At 62.2% G+C, this 16,138-nt stretch carries 14 protein-coding genes and 1 pseudogene; 10 read left to right on the plus strand and 5 right to left on the minus strand.

Features of this window, described 5'->3' with window-relative positions; translation table 11 throughout:
• The 8 genes from YUA_RS0118990 to YUA_RS52330 all read left to right on the plus strand — a co-directional run.
• Positions 1–1,014, plus strand: a 1,014-nt coding sequence (locus YUA_RS0118990) for a biotin/lipoyl-containing protein (protein WP_027532130.1), incomplete at its 5' end; no start/stop codon positions are given.
• A gap of 41 nt (positions 1,015–1,055) precedes the next feature.
• Positions 1,056–3,191, plus strand: a complete 2,136-nt coding sequence (scpA, locus tag YUA_RS0118995; RefSeq protein ID WP_027532131.1) for a methylmalonyl-CoA mutase — start codon at positions 1,056–1,058, stop codon at positions 3,189–3,191.
• A gap of 142 nt (positions 3,192–3,333) precedes the next feature.
• Positions 3,334–4,065 (plus strand): autoinducer binding domain-containing protein, encoded by a 732-nt coding sequence (locus YUA_RS0119000; RefSeq protein ID WP_027532132.1) that lies wholly within the window; start codon positions 3,334–3,336, stop codon positions 4,063–4,065.
• Positions 4,066–4,265: 200 nt separating this feature from the next.
• Positions 4,266–4,904, plus strand: a complete 639-nt coding sequence (locus YUA_RS44405; RefSeq protein ID WP_035971274.1) for an acyl-homoserine-lactone synthase — start codon at positions 4,266–4,268, stop codon at positions 4,902–4,904.
• Between the two features lie 30 nt (positions 4,905–4,934).
• On the plus strand, positions 4,935–5,468 hold the full coding sequence (locus YUA_RS0119010) for a hypothetical protein (RefSeq protein ID WP_027532133.1): 534 nt from the start codon (positions 4,935–4,937) through the stop codon (positions 5,466–5,468).
• 460 nt (positions 5,469–5,928) lie between these two features.
• Positions 5,929–6,177: an ArdC-like ssDNA-binding domain-containing protein gene (locus YUA_RS52610; RefSeq protein ID WP_371259898.1), complete on the plus strand. Its 249-nt coding sequence runs from the start codon at positions 5,929–5,931 to the stop codon at positions 6,175–6,177.
• Between the two features lie 11 nt (positions 6,178–6,188).
• Positions 6,189–7,550: a relaxase/mobilization nuclease domain-containing protein gene (locus YUA_RS52325; protein ID WP_256375373.1), complete on the plus strand. Its 1,362-nt coding sequence runs from the start codon at positions 6,189–6,191 to the stop codon at positions 7,548–7,550.
• Positions 7,531–8,103, plus strand: coding sequence for a DUF3363 domain-containing protein (locus YUA_RS52330; protein WP_256375374.1), 573 nt, complete (start codon positions 7,531–7,533; stop codon positions 8,101–8,103). Before YUA_RS52325 ends, YUA_RS52330 begins: the two co-directional genes overlap by 20 nt.
• Positions 8,104–8,111: 8 nt before the next feature.
• Here the strand turns inward: YUA_RS52330 and YUA_RS44415 are convergent, their stop codons facing one another.
• Complete coding sequence (locus tag YUA_RS44415) at positions 8,112–9,461, minus strand: GSU2403 family nucleotidyltransferase fold protein (protein ID WP_051383267.1); 1,350 nt, start codon at positions 9,459–9,461, stop codon at positions 8,112–8,114.
• A gap of 424 nt (positions 9,462–9,885) precedes the next feature.
• On the opposite strand from YUA_RS44415, the pseudogene traG reads away from it, so the two are divergent.
• Together traG and dusA are read left to right on the plus strand one after the other, a co-directional pair.
• Positions 9,886–11,397: pseudogene (gene traG, locus YUA_RS44420) on the plus strand (IncP-type conjugal transfer protein TraG); the annotation flags it as partial.
• A 283-nt stretch (positions 11,398–11,680) separates the two neighbouring features.
• On the plus strand, positions 11,681–12,673 hold the full coding sequence (gene dusA / locus YUA_RS0119035; protein WP_084292695.1) for a tRNA dihydrouridine(20/20a) synthase DusA: 993 nt from the start codon (positions 11,681–11,683) through the stop codon (positions 12,671–12,673).
• Positions 12,674–12,725: 52 nt separating this feature from the next.
• Here the strand turns inward: dusA and YUA_RS0119040 are convergent, their stop codons facing one another.
• From YUA_RS0119040 to YUA_RS0119055, 4 genes are all read right to left on the minus strand, one after another.
• Positions 12,726–13,388, minus strand: coding sequence for an outer membrane protein (locus YUA_RS0119040; protein ID WP_027532135.1), 663 nt, complete (start codon positions 13,386–13,388; stop codon positions 12,726–12,728).
• Between the two features lie 204 nt (positions 13,389–13,592).
• Positions 13,593–14,147 (minus strand): TIGR02281 family clan AA aspartic protease, encoded by a 555-nt coding sequence (locus YUA_RS0119045; RefSeq protein ID WP_027532136.1) that lies wholly within the window; start codon positions 14,145–14,147, stop codon positions 13,593–13,595.
• Between the two features lie 28 nt (positions 14,148–14,175).
• Positions 14,176–14,379: a DUF1289 domain-containing protein gene (locus YUA_RS0119050; protein WP_027532137.1), complete on the minus strand. Its 204-nt coding sequence runs from the start codon at positions 14,377–14,379 to the stop codon at positions 14,176–14,178.
• Between the two features lie 44 nt (positions 14,380–14,423).
• Complete coding sequence (locus YUA_RS0119055; RefSeq protein WP_027532138.1) at positions 14,424–16,019, minus strand: HAMP domain-containing sensor histidine kinase; 1,596 nt, start codon at positions 16,017–16,019, stop codon at positions 14,424–14,426.
• Positions 16,020–16,138 lie beyond the last annotated feature (119 nt).

A 16,138-nucleotide genomic window follows, 5' to 3' on the forward strand; every position in this document is an offset into this window, starting at 1 on the left:
GTGGAATCGCGTCTCTACGCGGAAGATCCATTCCGCAACTTCCTGCCTTCGATCGGGCGGCTGGTGAAGTATCGCCCGCCGGCGGAAGTGAGCAAGGACGGCATCACCGTGCGCAACGACACCGGCGTGCAGGAGGGCGGCGAGATCTCGATTTATTACGATCCGATGATCGCCAAGCTCGTCACGCACGCGCCGTCGCGTGCGGCCGCGATCGAGGCACAGGCGACCGCGCTGGATTCGTTCTATGTCGACGGTATCAGGCACAACATCCCGTTCCTGTCGGCGCTGATGCACCATCCGCGCTGGCGCGAGGGCAATCTCTCGACCGGGTTCATCGCGGAAGAATTCCCCAAGGGCTTTGTGGTGCGTGTACCCGAAGGCGAGGTCGCGCGACGGATCGCTGCGGTCGGCGCCGCCATCGACCACGTGCTCGGCGAGCGCAAGCGTCAGATCTCGGGCCAGATGGGGGGCCGCGTCGTGCAGCGCGAGCGCCGCCGCGCGGTCTGGCTCGATCGTCAGGAAATCCAGCTCGAGGTCGGTCGCGAGGGTGACGCTGTCGCGGTACGCTTCGTCGATGCCGAAGGCAAGGCCGGCAACGTGCATCTGTTGCAGTCACCGTGGAAGCCGGGCGATCCGGTCTGGCAGGGCACCATCGACGGCCATTTCGTCGCGGTGCAGACACGCCCGGTCGCAAACGGCATCCGCCTCGCGCATCAGGGCGTCGAGGTCCCCGTCTATGTCTGGACCGAAGCCGAAGCCGCCTCCGCGCGCCTGATGCCGGTGACCACGGCTGCCGACACCGGCAAGAAGCTGCTGTGTCCGATGCCCGGGCTCATCGTCTCGATCGCTGTGACCGAAGGCCAGGAGGTCAAGGCCGGCGAGACGCTGGCCGTGGTCGAGGCCATGAAGATGCAGAACGTGCTCCGCGCCGAGCAGGACGGCACGGTGAAGAAGATCCACGCCAGCGCCGGTGCGACGCTTGCGGTAGACGCGCTGATCCTGGAATTCCAATGAGTTCGGTTACCAAAGGCATGAGAGGTCAGGAAGGACGAGCGATGATATTTCCGGATCAGTGGAGCAAACTCGCGGAGAAGGAACTGAAGGCCGATCCCGACACGCTCGTACGCAGAACGCCAGAAAACATCGCGATCAAACCCATCTACACGGCGTCGGACCTGAACGGCATTGCCCACCTGGACTCGTTGCCTGGGATGCGGCCATTCGTTCGTGGCCCGCGGGCGACGATGTACGCCGGCCGGCCGTGGACGATTCGGCAGTACGCTGGGTTTTCGACCGCGGAGGCATCCAACGCGTTCTATCGTGCAGCTTTGGCGTCCGGACAAAAAGGATTGTCAGTCGCTTTCGACTTGGCGACGCACCGCGGATACGACTCCGATCATCCTCGCGTTTTAGGCGACGTGGGCAAGGCTGGCGTTGCCATCGACTCGGTCGAAGACATGAAAATCCTCTTCGACGGCATTCCTCTCGGCGAGACGTCGGTTTCGATGACCATGAATGGAGCGGTCATTCCCATCTTGGCAACCTTCATTGTCGCGGGAGAAGAGCAGGGCGTTGCTCAGGAAGCACTGTCCGGGACGATCCAGAACGACATTCTCAAGGAGTTCATGGTTCGAAACACATACATCTATCCTCCGCAGCCGTCGATGCGGATCATCGCGGACATTATTGCGCACACGGCGCGGAACATGCCGCGTTTCAACTCTATATCGATCTCCGGCTATCATATGCAGGAGGCCGGAGCGACACTGGTCCAGGAGCTCGCGTTCACACTTGCCGACGGCCGCGAATACGTTCGATCGGCTCTCGCTAAGGGCCTCAATGTCGACGACTTTGCCGGACGGCTTTCGTTCTTTTTCGCGATTGGAATGAATTTCTTTATGGAAGCGGCAAAGCTGCGGGCCGCCCGACTGATCTGGTCGCGCGTGATGGCGGAATTTCAGCCCAAGCAGCAGTCATCGTTGATGCTCCGTACCCACTGCCAGACTTCCGGTGTATCGCTTCAGGAGCAGGATCCATACAACAACATTGTACGGACCGCCTACGAGGCATTGGCCGCCGTCTTGGGCGGAACGCAATCCCTACATACGAACTCATTTGATGAGGCGATCGCGCTGCCGACTGAATTCTCGGCGCGGATCGCTCGCAACACACAACTGATCCTTCAACATGAAACAGGCATTACCGATGTCGTCGATCCCCTTGCAGGGTCATATTTTGTAGAGCGCCTGACGGACGATCTCGCCCAAGAAGCCTGGCAGCTTATGGAAGAGATTGAACGAATGGGCGGAATGGCGCGTGCAATCTCGACCGGGTGGCCGAAGAGGCTCATCGAAGAATCTGCGACACGAAAGCAGGCCGCGGTTGACCGCGGCGACCAGGTGATCGTCGGGGTTAACCGCTATAGACTTGAGCAGGAGGACCCTATCGACATTCTCGAGATCGACAATGCTACCGTGCGCGTCTCGCAGATCGAGCGTCTCGCACGGATCAAGAAGACGCGCGATCGGAATAACGTCGATGCTGCATTGGCCGCACTGAAACACGTCGCGCTGACGGGCGAGGGCAACTTGCTTGCGGCGGCGACCGACGCCGCTAGATGTCGTGCGACGGTTGGTGAGATGTCTGACGCAATGCGGACAGCCTTCGGTAATCATGAGGCGGTCCCCGAGGTTGTGTCCAACGTGTATGGTTCTGCGTACGGAGACGATCCCGAGTTCACAACCCTCTTATCGCGGGTCGGCGAAATCTCGCAAGCCATCGGCCTGCAACCCAGAATCATGATCGCCAAGCTGGGCCAGGACGGCCACGATCGTGGCGCGAAGATTATCGCATCGGCGTTCGGGGACATTGACTTCGATGTAACGACCGGTCCGCTATTCCAGACCCCGGCGGAAGCCGTGGCCATGGCTGTTCGTGCTGGCGTGCATGTGCTTGGCATTTCGTCCCTTGCGGCAGGGCACAAGACGCTCGTTCCGCAAGTCATCGAAGAATTGAAGGCGGTCGGACGCAGCAACATCATTGTCGTTTGTGGCGGAGTGGTGCCCCGGCAGGATTACGATCATCTATTTCACGAGGGCGTCGCTGCCGTATTCGGGCCCGGCACAAACGTTCTTGAAGCTGCCCGGGCAATTCTCGACCTCATCGAGGGCCGGCGCAGGAACTCACCTTGATTGAATAGACGCCGGCATCGATCGTCGGTTTCACGCGACATTGCCGATTGAGATCGGCCCAACTTGATTGTCTCTCAAGTGGGGGACATCGCTATCGCGCTCGCGACCTGGCTGAGACATCTCTCGATACGCTGTTGGAAAAATGAAGCTCATTGAGAATACGTTCCAGGAATTCGTCGACGCCATCCAAACGGCAGGCGATGAGAATGCGTTTGAACGCGTTGCCAGTCGGTGCGCGCAAAGGCTTGGGTTCCAGCGATTTGCCTATCTGCGCCTGGACGGCGACAGAGCCACGCTGATCTCGTCCTACCCGAAATCCTGGACGAGTCGCTACTTCGATCTGGGATATCAGCAGCTCGATCCTGTGGTCCTTCGTGCCAAGGTGGAGCGTGACATTTTCAGTTGGGGCGGGGTAGCTCGCGCGCCAGCAGGGAGTCGGGAGCAGCGGCACTTCTTCGATGAGGCAACCACATTCGGCATTCGATCCGGAATCACAGTACCCATCAGGGGAGGGTTCGGACGAGTCGCCGCCTTCACGTTGGCGACGAGCGATCGCGAGATTGATTCGGATCGCACAGCCGGAGAATGGAAAGATATCGTCCAGCAGGTCGGCCTATATTTCCATGTTCACGTCTCGGCCAAGCTCGAAGCAGCGTTCGCCGCACCGCAGCAAGGCGAAAGTGAACTGACCCAACGCGAGCGTCAGTGCCTTGGATGGACGGCGCAAGGAAAGACGGTCGCCGATATTGCAGTTCTTGTCGCCATTGCGCCGCGAACCGTCGTTTTTCACCTTGAGAACGCGCGCCGCAAACTTGGCGCAGCGTCGATTGCCCAGTGCGTCGCAGTGGCCTTGCGCCGCGGTCTGCTCGTTTGATTGGTCCGTCCCACGGCCCTCGACAAGAAGATAAGACGAGAAACGCGCTTGCGCTGGTCCGGCGTGACGATTGGTGCAATGTATTCCAGCAGCGTGATCTAACGTGATCCAACCGGGCGACCGGTACCTGCAAAATCTGACAGGCGACCACCGTCCCTTTTCCTGATCTCAAAGCCTCCCCGTATTTTGAGGAGGTCAGCATGCATGCCATCGCGCTTCATACGTCCGAATTTGGTCGTCACCTGAACGTTCTCACGTCGATGTATCGGCTCCGCCGCCGCATCTTCAAGGACCGCCTTGACTGGAGCGTCTCGATCTCGGGAGATATGGAGATCGATGTCTATGATGCCCTGAGTCCGACTTACATTCTGGCGGTCTCAGAACAGCAAGAGGTCCTGGGCTGCGTCAGGCTCCTGCCGACCACTGGCCCAACAATGCTTGCCGACACCTTCGGTAATTTGCTGGGCAACCGCGCGGCGCCCCGAGACGAGCGAATTCTCGAAAGTTCGAGGTTCTGCGTCGACACCGGGCGCACCTTCGAGGCCAGCCGACATGGACTCAGTCGCGCAACCTTTGTGCTGTTTGCCGCGATGATCGAGGCAATGCGAGCAAAGGGCGCACAGTCTATCGTGACGGTTACTGACGCGCGGATGGAGCGTATTCTGAGGCGAGCCGGCTGGCCATTGGAGCGGTTGTCCGAGCCGCAGCCACTTGGGCAAACCATCGCGCTGGCCGGTTTCCTTCACGATTCGGATGAGGCACTTGCGGCTATGTATCGGCAAGCGGGAGTCAATGGACCGGTCCTTGTGGGAACCGGTTCGGAGCGCAGGGCGGCCTAGATCTCAGATCGTTTGACGGGTGGCACGTGCATGCTGGCCGATCCGCATCATAGCTGCGTCATTCTCTTGAACATGACGCGAAGCAGGGGGATGGGCGTTCCGGCGCCCGTCCTCCGCGATGGCAGAAGTGTAGCTTTGCTGGCGGCCTGTCAGGAGCTGTTTGGGATCCCCCCGATCGCTGTTGGCGAGTACGACCGGGGCGCTCTTTCGGATCGGATCGCCGCTTGCATCGAGCATCTCGAGATCGATGTCGTGTCCTTGTGGCGCCATCCGCGCGTCGCGGCGCGGCTGGCAGCATCAGACGCTGGCGTCATCTTCCTGGGCGGCGCATTCCTCGAGGAAGAGGTGCTGATCGCGGCATTGGAAGGAGCAAGGCACGGCTACGATATCCGGCTCCTCGCGGATCTTTCAGTCGGACGGCATGATGCCGATCGGCCCCTTGTGCTCACTCGTCTCGCCCACTACGGCATCTTCGCAACGACGATCCGGCAGACCCTGTTCGAATGGGCCGTGTCTCTGGGTGATCAAGCCATTAGCCGCAGTGTCCAAGATCTGCTTTCGTAACGGGCGCCGCCCGCAAGCAGCGCTTGCGGGCCGGGCTCTCGTGAACCGAGCCCGCTTCCCGGTCTCGGCCTTCGGCTTCGATCCCTGGCGCACACAACGTGCTCTCATCGGATTGGCGCCTGCGGGTCCAGCACCAACGATCAGTCCCGACCGATACATCAATAGATCAACCGCATCGCAAGAGCCGGGACCTTGCGGAGCCGGCCGCAAGCGGCCGGCGCATGTTGATGGCCCCCGGAAGGCGGGGTGGGCGGCGCTCCCGCATAGCCCCGAACCGGCAGTCCGCAACCGCGCCTCCTTAAATCTCTCTAGGACGATTGTTTGCGTGGCGCGGTCCTCCGCTTGCGCTCCGGCCGTACCGGTGCGGCCCGCCTCTACGTTCGGGGCTTTCCGGTCGCTCTTCGCCGCCCACCCCGCCTTTCGGGGGCAGGGCGCGGAAGAGAAGCGAGCGGAGATCATCATGTCCAAGGGTTCAACCCACCATCACGCGACCAAACCGAAAGCAAGTCTCTACGAGGAAATCACGGCCCACATCATCGCCGACCTTGAGGCGGGCATCTTCCCATGGGCCCGGCCATGGGGGACGGGCGGCGGCAGTCAGGCCTTCGCCTTACATTCGAAACGCCGCAACACGATCGTGACGCTAAGACGTTCGGGTTTGCCACTGAAGGACCCTCGCTCACGCAAGAGTTCGCGAGGAGTGCGATAATGAGGTGCTGATTGCATACGGGCGATGCCTTCGGCCCGCGCTCTACTCGTCGCTTCGCTCCTCACCGAGCCACCTACGGGTGTCTCGGCCCTTCGGGTACCGGCGGCCGCATCGGCCGTGGCCACGCGCAAGGTGCGGTGTTGGCCGGGCGCGGACGTAGCCAGGGCCAGCGCCGTGTCGTGGTCAAGGCACGGATCGTGCGGATCAAGTCAGGTGACCTGGGTGCCGTGCGAGCCCACCTCCGTTACGTCCAACGCGACGGCGTCACGCGCGAGGGCGAACCAGGGGAGCTTTACGACGCCAGCAATGACCGCGCCGATGGCAAAGCCTTTACGGAACGCAGCACTGGGGATCGCCACCAGTTCCGGTTTATCGTTGCGCCGGAGGACAGCGCAGAGCTAGCCGACCTGAAGCCGTTCGTCCGCGACCTCATGCGGCAGATGGAGCAGGACCTCGGCACCAGGCTCGACTGGGTTGCGGCCGATCATTTCAACACCGGCCATCCTCATACCCACATCGTGTTACGCGGCAAGGATGGCGAAGGAAACGATCTCGTCATCGCGCGTGACTACATCGCTCATGGCTTTCGAACGAGGGCTGCGGAACTCATCACGCGAGAGCTCGGCCCTGAAACAGAGATCGAGGTCGCTCGCAAGCTTCCGCAGGAGATCACGGCCGAGCGGCTCACGCGGCTTGACCGGAGCATCCTGCGAGATGCTCCGGACGGCGTGCTTGAGCTGCGGGCGCTGTCTGGACGGGAACCTGCCTGGCAAACAGCCCGGATCGGTCGGCTGCGAACGTTAGAGCGCATGGGTTTGGCAGAGGAGAGTGAGCCCGGCCGGTGGCGGATCGCCGCCGAGCTTGAGCCAAAGCTCAGACGCATGGGGGAACGGGGTGACATCATCAAGACCATGCACCGTGAGATGGCCGCTGCAGGAATTGCGCGGGCGGCCGGTGACTACGCGATCTTCGATCCGGAGCGAGGCGTTCATCGCCTGGTTGGGCGAGTTGTTGGCGAAGGGTTTGCTGACGAACTGACGGAACGCCGCTATGTCGTCATCGATGGGGTGGACGGCCGAACGCACTATGCTGAGCTCGGTACCCTCGGTGCCAACGAGGAGCCGCCTGTCCGGAACACGATTCTGGAGCTCAGATCGCGCGTCGCTGAACCGCGCGCGACCGACCGGACAATCGCAGAGATAGCCGCCATGCATGACGGGAATTATAGCGAGCGTTTACATCGAACATTCGACTCGCATGCATCGGGCGAGTTTGTCGGAGCCCACGTCCGACGTCTGGAGGCGATGCGGCGCGAAGGGGTGGGTAAACCGTCTTGCCGACGGCAATTGGAGTGTGGGACGGGACTATCTTGACCGGGCGCTTCGGTACGAGAAACTTCAGCAATCGCGTAATCCGGTGCGGGTCGCGGTGCTCTCATGGCAAAGGCTGGAGGATCTGCCGCAGGCGCTGGGGGCAACCTGGCTCGATCGCAGGCTCGTTGGAAAGGAGCCGGATGAACTCGCGTCGACCGGCTTTGGTGCGGAAGTCGAGACCGCGCTGCGGGCGAGGCGGCAATGGCTGATCGAGCAGGGGCTGGCACGAGAGCAAGGCGGACAGGTACGTTTCGCGCGGAACATGCTCGAGACCCTCGAGAAACGCGAGCTGGCGCGGACCGCGGCGGATATATCTGCACGCACCCGCCTTGAACACCTCGACGCGAAGGCCGGCGACAAGATCGACGGCGTCTACCGGCGCATGCTGACGCTGAATAGCGGTCGGTTCGCCCTGATCGAACGATCCCATGAGTTCGTGCTCGTGCCGTGGCGGCCGGTGCTGGAGCGAGCGCGTGGGCAATTGGTCAGCGGTCAGGTTGGCGGGGAGGGCATATCCTGGTCGATCGGCATCAAGCGCGGGATCGGACGATGACGAAGGGCTTACTTCCGTTTCGGTGCTCGTTGCGTCGAAAGGCGATCGACGTCGGACGTCTTGACCAGGACGGCGCCGGGCTCGTCGACCGGCGAGGCGAGATATTTGGCGCGAGCGATCTCCTCGATCCTCGACCTGTTCTTGAGGAACGCTTCTACGCGCCCCTCTTGCCCGAGGCCGTCGGCACCAAAATGGTCGTCCAGCGCTTCGCGGCTGACCGCGCAGTTGACTGCGCCGCCGAGTGCTTGGCCCTGGAATGTCACGACGTCGCGGCTGAAGTCATAGCGCGCAGGTGGGTTTTCGAAGGAAAGGTCAATGCCTGGAATGACCGAGCGAGGCGCACCAATGGTCTTGAGCACCACGTCGCGAACGGACGCCGAAAGCAAAGCAAGCCCTTCGAGCATCAGCTGGCGCCATTTAGGGCCGCGGCCATGGGCCTCCTCCCACGCAGACTTCAGCTCCTGGGGCCGCTTTTCGGCGAGAGCCGCGAGCAGAGCCTCGGACTGCTGCAGGTCTTTATCGCGTTTCGCCAACCCCTCCGGGCGCCGGCGGGAGACGATGAGCTTGTGGACAGCGTAGCGCGCCGGAGCCGGCACGTGCACGTAGATGCCGGCACCATGCAGGATCACCGCGGGCTCAGGATCGCGGATCAGGAAGTCCAGGAAGCGCAGCGGCTGGGCGTCCGTGTTCAGGGCAGGTAGCTTTTGGGGGCGACTGGTCTCCTTGCCTTCGTGGGGTGTGAGAAAGTCGACGCGCAAACCGCCCTTGGCGGCATAGCTCGTCACGCGTCGGCCATCAGATACGTGAGGAACGGCACGAAAGGTTTTGTCGACTTCCTTCAGCACCTCCAGAACGGGCGGCGTGGAGTCCTCGACCGCCACCGAGACATTCTTGAACTGGGCAATGTCGACGTCGCCGGTCTGCAGCGAGCCGGCGGACAGGCGAACGCCGAGCATCGCAGCATAGGTTTGGTAGGAAATCGTTCCCACGAGCACGCCGCGAAGGCGAAACACGCCGGCCTTGGCGAGCGCTGCGATGACGTCGCCGATCTCGGGAATGGGGCGAGGAAAGCTGAACGATCGGACCAGGGTGGAGACAAGCGCCCGGCGCTCGCGTTCGTCTTCGCGAACTTCCTTGTGGTGGGCGATGCGCTCCAGCAGTTCCGGTGTCTCCGGCCCGACATAGCGCTGGGACCGATCGGCGCCGGTGCCAGTCTGGAAGTACCAATATTTGCGGCCATTGATGCTTTTGGCCGTGAACGAGCCGGCGTCCGCGAACGCGTCCTGGAAGGCGGCGTTGGCGGTGCGCTCAAGGAGCTCGGCATAGGTCGTCTGGGCGACGAGGGTAGGGGCCGGCATGGTCGTTTCCCGAGATTATACTCAGTTTGCGGATTGAGTATAATTGATATGGAACCGGGCGTCCAGCGGTCTTATACTCACTTCGCGAAGTGAGTATAACGGGAATCAATCGCGATTTCGCGCCGAATCGGCGCGTCTTGCCCATCACATGCGGGGTTTGGCTGGTTCCGCCCCTGAGTTTGGCAACCTGCTTTCGGTGCGCCGCTGTCCGCGGCAAGGTCATCCAAATTGAGCTGGTCACTCACCTTTTGTTGAGGCGTTGGATCATCTCGGCCGAGATTTGACGCAGATCCTTCTCACCTCCGCACGCCTGATCGACATTGCTCTCACTTCCCGGACGCGATTTTTATTTCGATTGAACGCCAAGCGCATTCGCTTCTTTCATCGCGCTGCTCACGTGGGGTGAGTGAGTGGGGCGAGCCGGATGTTTCCAGCAAAAATCTACGTCGGTCAGATTGCCGTCGTGTTCGGCATCGTCGTTGTGTCGACCTGGGGCGCGACGCAATGGACCGCCGCGGCTCTCGGCTATCAGCAGCGCCTGGGTGAACCGTGGTTCTTGATCGTCGGCCATCCCGTTTATCTGCCTTGGCGATTGTTCGAATGGTGGTTCGCCTACGAGGCCTATGCGCCCGAGATCTTCGAGGAGGGCGGAGCCATCGCCGCCGCCGGCGGCATCGCGGGCGCGCTGTTTGCGATCGTCAATTCGGTTTGGCGCGCCCGCCAAAGCCAATTGGTGACGACCTACGGTTCGGCTCGGTGGGCTACTCCGAAGGAAATCAAGACCGCTGGCCTGTTCGCGTCCAGGGGCGTTTTCCTGGGGCGCCTCGAGAACAACTATCTGCGCCACGATGGACCGGAGCACGTCATGTGCTTTGCACCGACCCGGTCGGGAAAGGGCGTGGGACTGGTGTTGCCCACATTGCTGTCCTGGACCTCGTCTGCGGTGGTTCACGACATCAAGGGCGAAAACTGGGAATTGACCTCCGGTTGGCGTTCGACGTTCTCGCATTGCCTCCTGTTCAATCCGACCGATTCAAGAAGCGCCCGCTACAATCCGCTGCTTGAGGTGCGCAAAGGGGCGGCCGAAGTCCGCGACGTCCAGAACATTGCCGACATCCTGGTCGATCCTGAAGGTGCGCTCGAACGCCGAACCCACTGGGAAAAGACCAGTCATTCGCTTCTGGTCGGCGTCATTCTTCACGTCCTTTATGCGGAAGAGCACAAGACGCTGACCCGCGTCACCGAGATCATGGCCGACCCTGCGCAGTCCTTTGAGAAGACGCTCAGGATCATGCTGGCAACCAATCACCTCGGCACCGAGGCGGAGCCGAAAGTGCACCCGGTCGTCGCCGCGACCGCACGAGAGCTGCTCAACAAGTCCGAAAACGAACGCTCCGGCGTCCTGTCGACCGCCGTGAGCTTTCTTGGGCTCTACCGCGATCCCGTCGTCAGCCGAAACACTGAAAGCTGCGACTGGCGCATTGCCGACCTCGTGAGTGCCGACAAGCCCGTCACGCTCTACCTCGTCGTTCCGCTGTCGGACATCAGCCGTACCAAGCCCCTGATCAGGCTGATCCTCAACCAGATCGGCCGCCGGCTGACCGAGACCTTGAACACCAAGACAGGTGACCGCAGGCACCGCCAGCTCCTGATGATGCTGGATGAGTTTCCTGCTCTCGGCCGGCTCGACTTCTTCGAAAGCGCGCTCGCCTTCATGGCCGGTTACGGCATCCGCGCCTATCTGATCGCGCAGTCGCTCAACCAGATCGCAAAGGCCTATGGCGAGAACAACGCCATCCTGGACAATTGTCATGTCCGCATTGCGTTTGCCGCCAATGACGAGCGCACCGCCAAGCGTATCTCGGATGCTCTCGGTACGGCGACGGAACTACGTGCGCAACGCAACTATGCCGGCCATCCGCACCACGCGTGGCTTCGACGATCCGTTGCGGTCGATATTGCGCTCCATTTCGAGCGCCCATTCTTCGCCATCCTTGCGCCGCCGGAACGTCTCGGCCACATAGCGGGTCTTGCGGCGGACTTGAACGCGCCAGTTCCCGGAGGTCAATTGAGTGAAGGTCGCCACGCGTGTGCACTCCGGCTTTCGTGTGCACTATGTGTGCACCGAGAGGTCAAAACGGGTACAAACGTGTGCAATTTCGGCTAGTTTGGAGTGCACACGTTCCTCTTCTACCCCATTGAGATAGTAGGATAAACGATTGAAATATAAAGACTATCGCTTTTCCGTGGCACCCATGATGGATTGGACCGATCGGCACTGCCGCGTGTTCCACCGTCACCTGACACGGCGGGGGTTGCTCTATACGGAGATGCTGACCACCGGCGCCATCATTCATGGTGATCGGGAGCGGCTGCTCGGCTTCGACGCGGTTGAGCATCCGGTGGCGCTACAGCTTGGCGGTTCGGATCCGCGCGACCTCGCTGAGGCTGCGCGGATCGGCGAGGGTTTTGGCTATGACGAGATTAATCTTAATGTCGGCTGCCCGTCCGATCGTGTGAAGGACGGACGGTTCGGCGCCTGTCTGATGGCGGAGCCGGAGCTCGTCGCGAGATGTGTCGAGGCGATGAAGCGCGCGGTCTCCATTTCCGTCACGGTGAAATGCCGCATCGGCATCGACGACCAGGATCCCGAAATGGCGCTCAATGCGCTCGCGCATGCCGTGGTCGCTGCTGGCTGCGACGCGTTGATCGTGCACGCCCGGAAGGCCTGGCTGAACGGTCTGTCGCCGAAGCAGAACCGCGACATCCCGCCGCTCGACTATGACCGCGTCTATCTGCTCAAGCGCGCGATGCCGGATGTGCCTGTCATCATCAATGGCGGCGTTCCGAGTATCGAGGAGGCGAAAGCGCATCTTGCGCATGTCGACGGCGTGATGCTCGGCCGCGCCGCCTATCAGGAGCCGTGGCGGCTGCTCTCAGTCGATCCCGACCTGTTCGGCGAGGCGGCGCCGCATGCGACCATGCAGGACACGTTCGAGGCGATGATACCCTATATCGAGACGCAGCTTGCGCGCGGCACGCGGCTACATGCCATCACGCGCCACTTCGTCGGTGCGTTCCAAGCCGTGCCGGGCGCGCGCGCTTTCCGCCGCCATCTCGCCGAGCAAGGTGTGAAGCCGGGCGCCGGCGTCGACGTCTTGCGTGATGCGATCGCGTGTGTTGGTGCACGCGCGCCGGCGGAGGCTGCCTAGCCACGAGAAAGAGCCGGATCGCGGTGTCCGACTCTCTCTCTCCCGATCACGCTTAGCGGAACAGGTCGAAATGGTAGTTTACGCCGACGCGGAAGCTGTGGAATTTTGCAGCGTTCCAGTCCGGCAGGTCGTCGTGCTTGAACTCGGTGTAGAGATACTCGGCCTTGGCCGACCATTTCGGCAGGAACGCCCATTCCACGCCGCCGCCCGCGGTCCAGCCCATCTTCATCTTGTTGATCGGGCCGTCCTTCAATTCGCCGGTGGCGAGACCTGCGGTCCCAAAGAACAGCAGCCGTGAATCCGTCGTCGCGATGCCGGCGCGGGCGCGGCCGGTCATGTACCAGGGCAGGCTGACCGCGGCGCTGTTGATCGCGTCGTGGTTCTTGATGTCTCCTCCTTCGAAATCGTTTTCGATGCCGACCACGAACATCGGCGAGAGCTGGTAGTTGTAGCCGATCTGCACGCCGCCGAACGCGCCCTTGACCCTGCCACCGCTCACCCCGACAATATTGTTGAAGGCGTTGTCGCCGCTCTCGGCGTAGCCGGCGTTGAGACCGGCGTAGAGACCGGTCCAGGAATAGACGGGCTGCGGCGCCGTGTAGGCCGGTGCGGCGTAACGCGGCGAAAGATCGGACGCGCTCGCGCTGCTTGCGGCGAATGCCACCGCAAAGGGCAGGGTGCGCATCGCGCAACGTAAGGCGGCTCTCGCAGTCATCACTCTCAATCTCCCACTTGGCCGTCTCCGTCACGCAGAGCGGCGCTCGTCCAACCCCGATCCGGGAATACCTCTCCTTTATAAACCGACCAGGCGGTTTGTAAATAGCTGAAATGCCACAGCCGAGTTCGTTTGCGAACTTCATGGTTGGCTATTTGGTTGAAGTGACTTTGCGCGGACGGAGGGCGCTGCCGCGGCTCGCCGTCAATCGACCGCCGTGCGCGAGCGGCGGTGGCTGCTCTGGAGCTCCGGGTAGCCGGTGAGCATCAGCGTATCGGATCGCACGCCCCAGCTCTCAAGGCGATCGAGGAAACTCATGCCGAGCAGGTTGGTCTTCATCTGTCCACGCTGCACCACGAGCGCCGGCACCGATTTCTCGACGAGATGGCCGACGGCGAGGCGGTCGATCGTGAGCCGCGCCGCCTTGGTGTGGCCGCCGGCGGTTTCGAGGTCGACGTCGTATTCGAGCATCTCGAGCGGCAGCCCTATCGCCTTCGCGGTTTCCCAGGTCAGCACCACGGAGGTGGCGCCGGTATCGATCACCATCGGCGTTGCCACGCCGTTGATCTTGGCGCGCAGCGCGAATTCGCCGCCCTGGCCGCGCTGGATTTGCACGGCGGGGGCGGGCGTCGCTGTCTGCGCGCGAAAAATGTGCGAGACCTTGTGGCTGGCGCGCGCGATCTGGTCGGGATCGCCATAGGCGACGACGGCGCCGGCCGTGCCGGCGAGCGTGATGAGAACGAGCAGGAAGCGGATCATCGCACGCCTCCGATGGCACGCAGGCCAGTCAGGCGCGTTTCGGCAATCCCGCGATCGGCTGCAGGCCGGCGTCCGCCATGCGGGCCGGCAACAGCGCCATCACCGACAGTCGTTCCGAGCTCTCCATGGCGTGCCAGCGCGCGATCTCTGGCAAGGTCCGGCCGCAGCCGAAGCACAGCTTGGTCCTGGGATCGATCATGCAGACGGCGACGCACGGCGTTTGTTTGCTCATCAGGACATAGTGGGGGATTGGCGGGCATGTCTGCAAGCATGTGTTTACGAGCCCGTGCCCGCGCTCATGATCGGCCTGTGACGCGGCCGGCGCTTCTCGTCGGGCACCATGGAACTCTCCGGCTGGAGCGGCGGTGCTTCCTCCGACAGCGGCGCGAGCGCGCTCATCACGCGCTCCGGCGGGAAGGTGACGATCACCTCGGTGCCGATGCGCAGCTTCGACTTCAGCGTGAACGTGCCGCCGTGCAGATCGATCAGGTTCTTGGCGATGGGCAGGCCGAGGCCAGCGCCCTGTTCGGCCGATTTGATCGAGTTGGAGCCTTGGCCGAACGAGGCGAGCACGACCGGGATCTCGTCCTCGGGGATGCCGGGGCCGGAGTCCTTCACCGACAGATACTGACCGCCCGAAGCGGTCCAGCCGGCCTTGAGCCAGATCTCGCCGCCTTGCGGGGTGAACTTGATCGAATTGGAGAGCAGGTTAAGCACGACTTGGCGAATCGCGCGTTCGTCGGCCCAGAGCCGCGGCATGGCCTGCTCGAACACCTCGTGGATGGTGATGCCGCGGCTGGATGCGCGCAGCTTCATGAGATGATGGCAGTCGGCCACGACGCCAACCAGCGACACCGCTTCCTCGTTCAATTCGTAGCGGCCGGCCTCGATCCGCGACAGATCGAGGATCTCATTGATGAGGTTGAGCAGGTGCACGCCGGAATTATGGATATCCGCCGAATATTCCTTGTAGACCGGCACCGCATGCGCGCCAAAGATCTCGCTCTTCATCACCTCGGAGAAGCCGAGAATGGCATTGAGCGGCGTGCGCAGCTCATGGCTCATCTGCGCGAGGAAGCGCGATTTGGCGACGTTGGCTGATTCGGCGCGGTGCCGCGCTTCGTCCGAGATCGCCTTCGCCTGTTCGAGTTCGCCAATCAGCGCGTCCTTCTCCGCACGCGCCTCGAGCGTGGCGAAGGTCGAGGAGTGCAGGCGGTGTGCCAGCAGCACGAAATAGCCTTCGGCCGCGAGAGCGAGTGCTGCCAGGATATAATTGTCGAGCGAACCGCTCATCGCAAAGCTCAATGCCATGGCGACAGCAACCGGCGCGGTGGCGGCAAGCGCTGCGATCGGCAGGTTGGCGGCGAGCATGCTCGACACTGCGATCACCAGCAGCATCAGGAACATCATCAGCGATTCCGTGACCATGTCGAGCACGGGATGGATCAGGATCGCCATCCAGCACAGGCCGTAGAGCAGGTCGAGCACGACAAAGCGCGTCCGCCAGGCGCGTGTCGCAATGGGCGAAGCGGGTTCGGCCAGGAAGCGGCGGCAGCTGCGGATCATCGCGGCGTGGATGCAGAGCATCCCGGCGGTCCAGGCCGCAGCCGGGATCGGCTGCATCCAGAGCCCGAACAGCAGGCCGGTCGTGACCATCAGCAGCATCACGACATAGGAGGCCGACAGCCGCGTCTGCGCATATTGGCGCAGCATCTCGGCGTCGAAGGCCGGTCGGGTTCCACTGGTCGACGTTAACTTATCGCGCGCCTCGCGCACCCGCTGCGACGCAGCTCGTCGGCTGCTCGCCGATGGGGCGCTGACCGGCTCGGCCGGAAGCTGCACTACCTCAGGCTTTTCAGCGGGGTTACTCATCAAGCAACAACGATTCCTGCCCACGTCGGACGCGGGCCTTCTGCATTGTCTATCTCTGGCAAGAAATCCTTAAGAGGTGACTTAAGGAGCTAAAGAATTGCGTTAACCGGGCGTTAATT

The organism is Bradyrhizobium sp. WSM3983, assembly GCF_000473045.1.
Classification (GTDB): Bacteria; Pseudomonadota; Alphaproteobacteria; order Rhizobiales; family Xanthobacteraceae; genus Bradyrhizobium.

Bases quoted from the DNA above. Each gene is read 5' to 3' on its own strand.
- scpA (WP_027532131.1), top strand. From the start codon at position 1,056: ATGATATTTCCGGATCAGTGGAGCAAACTCGCGGAGAAGGAACTGAAG.
- YUA_RS0119000 (WP_027532132.1), top strand. From the start codon at position 3,334: ATGAAGCTCATTGAGAATACGTTCCAGGAATTCGTCGACGCCATCCAA.
- YUA_RS44405 (WP_035971274.1), top strand. From the start codon at position 4,266: ATGCATGCCATCGCGCTTCATACGTCCGAATTTGGTCGTCACCTGAAC.
- YUA_RS0119010 (WP_027532133.1), top strand. From the start codon at position 4,935: ATGCTGGCCGATCCGCATCATAGCTGCGTCATTCTCTTGAACATGACG.
- YUA_RS52610 (WP_371259898.1), top strand. From the start codon at position 5,929: ATGTCCAAGGGTTCAACCCACCATCACGCGACCAAACCGAAAGCAAGT.
- YUA_RS44415 (WP_051383267.1), bottom strand. From the start codon at position 9,461: ATGCCGGCCCCTACCCTCGTCGCCCAGACGACCTATGCCGAGCTCCTT.
- YUA_RS0119040 (WP_027532135.1), bottom strand. From the start codon at position 13,388: ATGACTGCGAGAGCCGCCTTACGTTGCGCGATGCGCACCCTGCCCTTT.
- YUA_RS0119045 (WP_027532136.1), bottom strand. From the start codon at position 14,147: ATGATCCGCTTCCTGCTCGTTCTCATCACGCTCGCCGGCACGGCCGGC.
- YUA_RS0119050 (WP_027532137.1), bottom strand. From the start codon at position 14,379: ATGAGCAAACAAACGCCGTGCGTCGCCGTCTGCATGATCGATCCCAGG.
- YUA_RS0119055 (WP_027532138.1), bottom strand. From the start codon at position 16,019: ATGAGTAACCCCGCTGAAAAGCCTGAGGTAGTGCAGCTTCCGGCCGAG.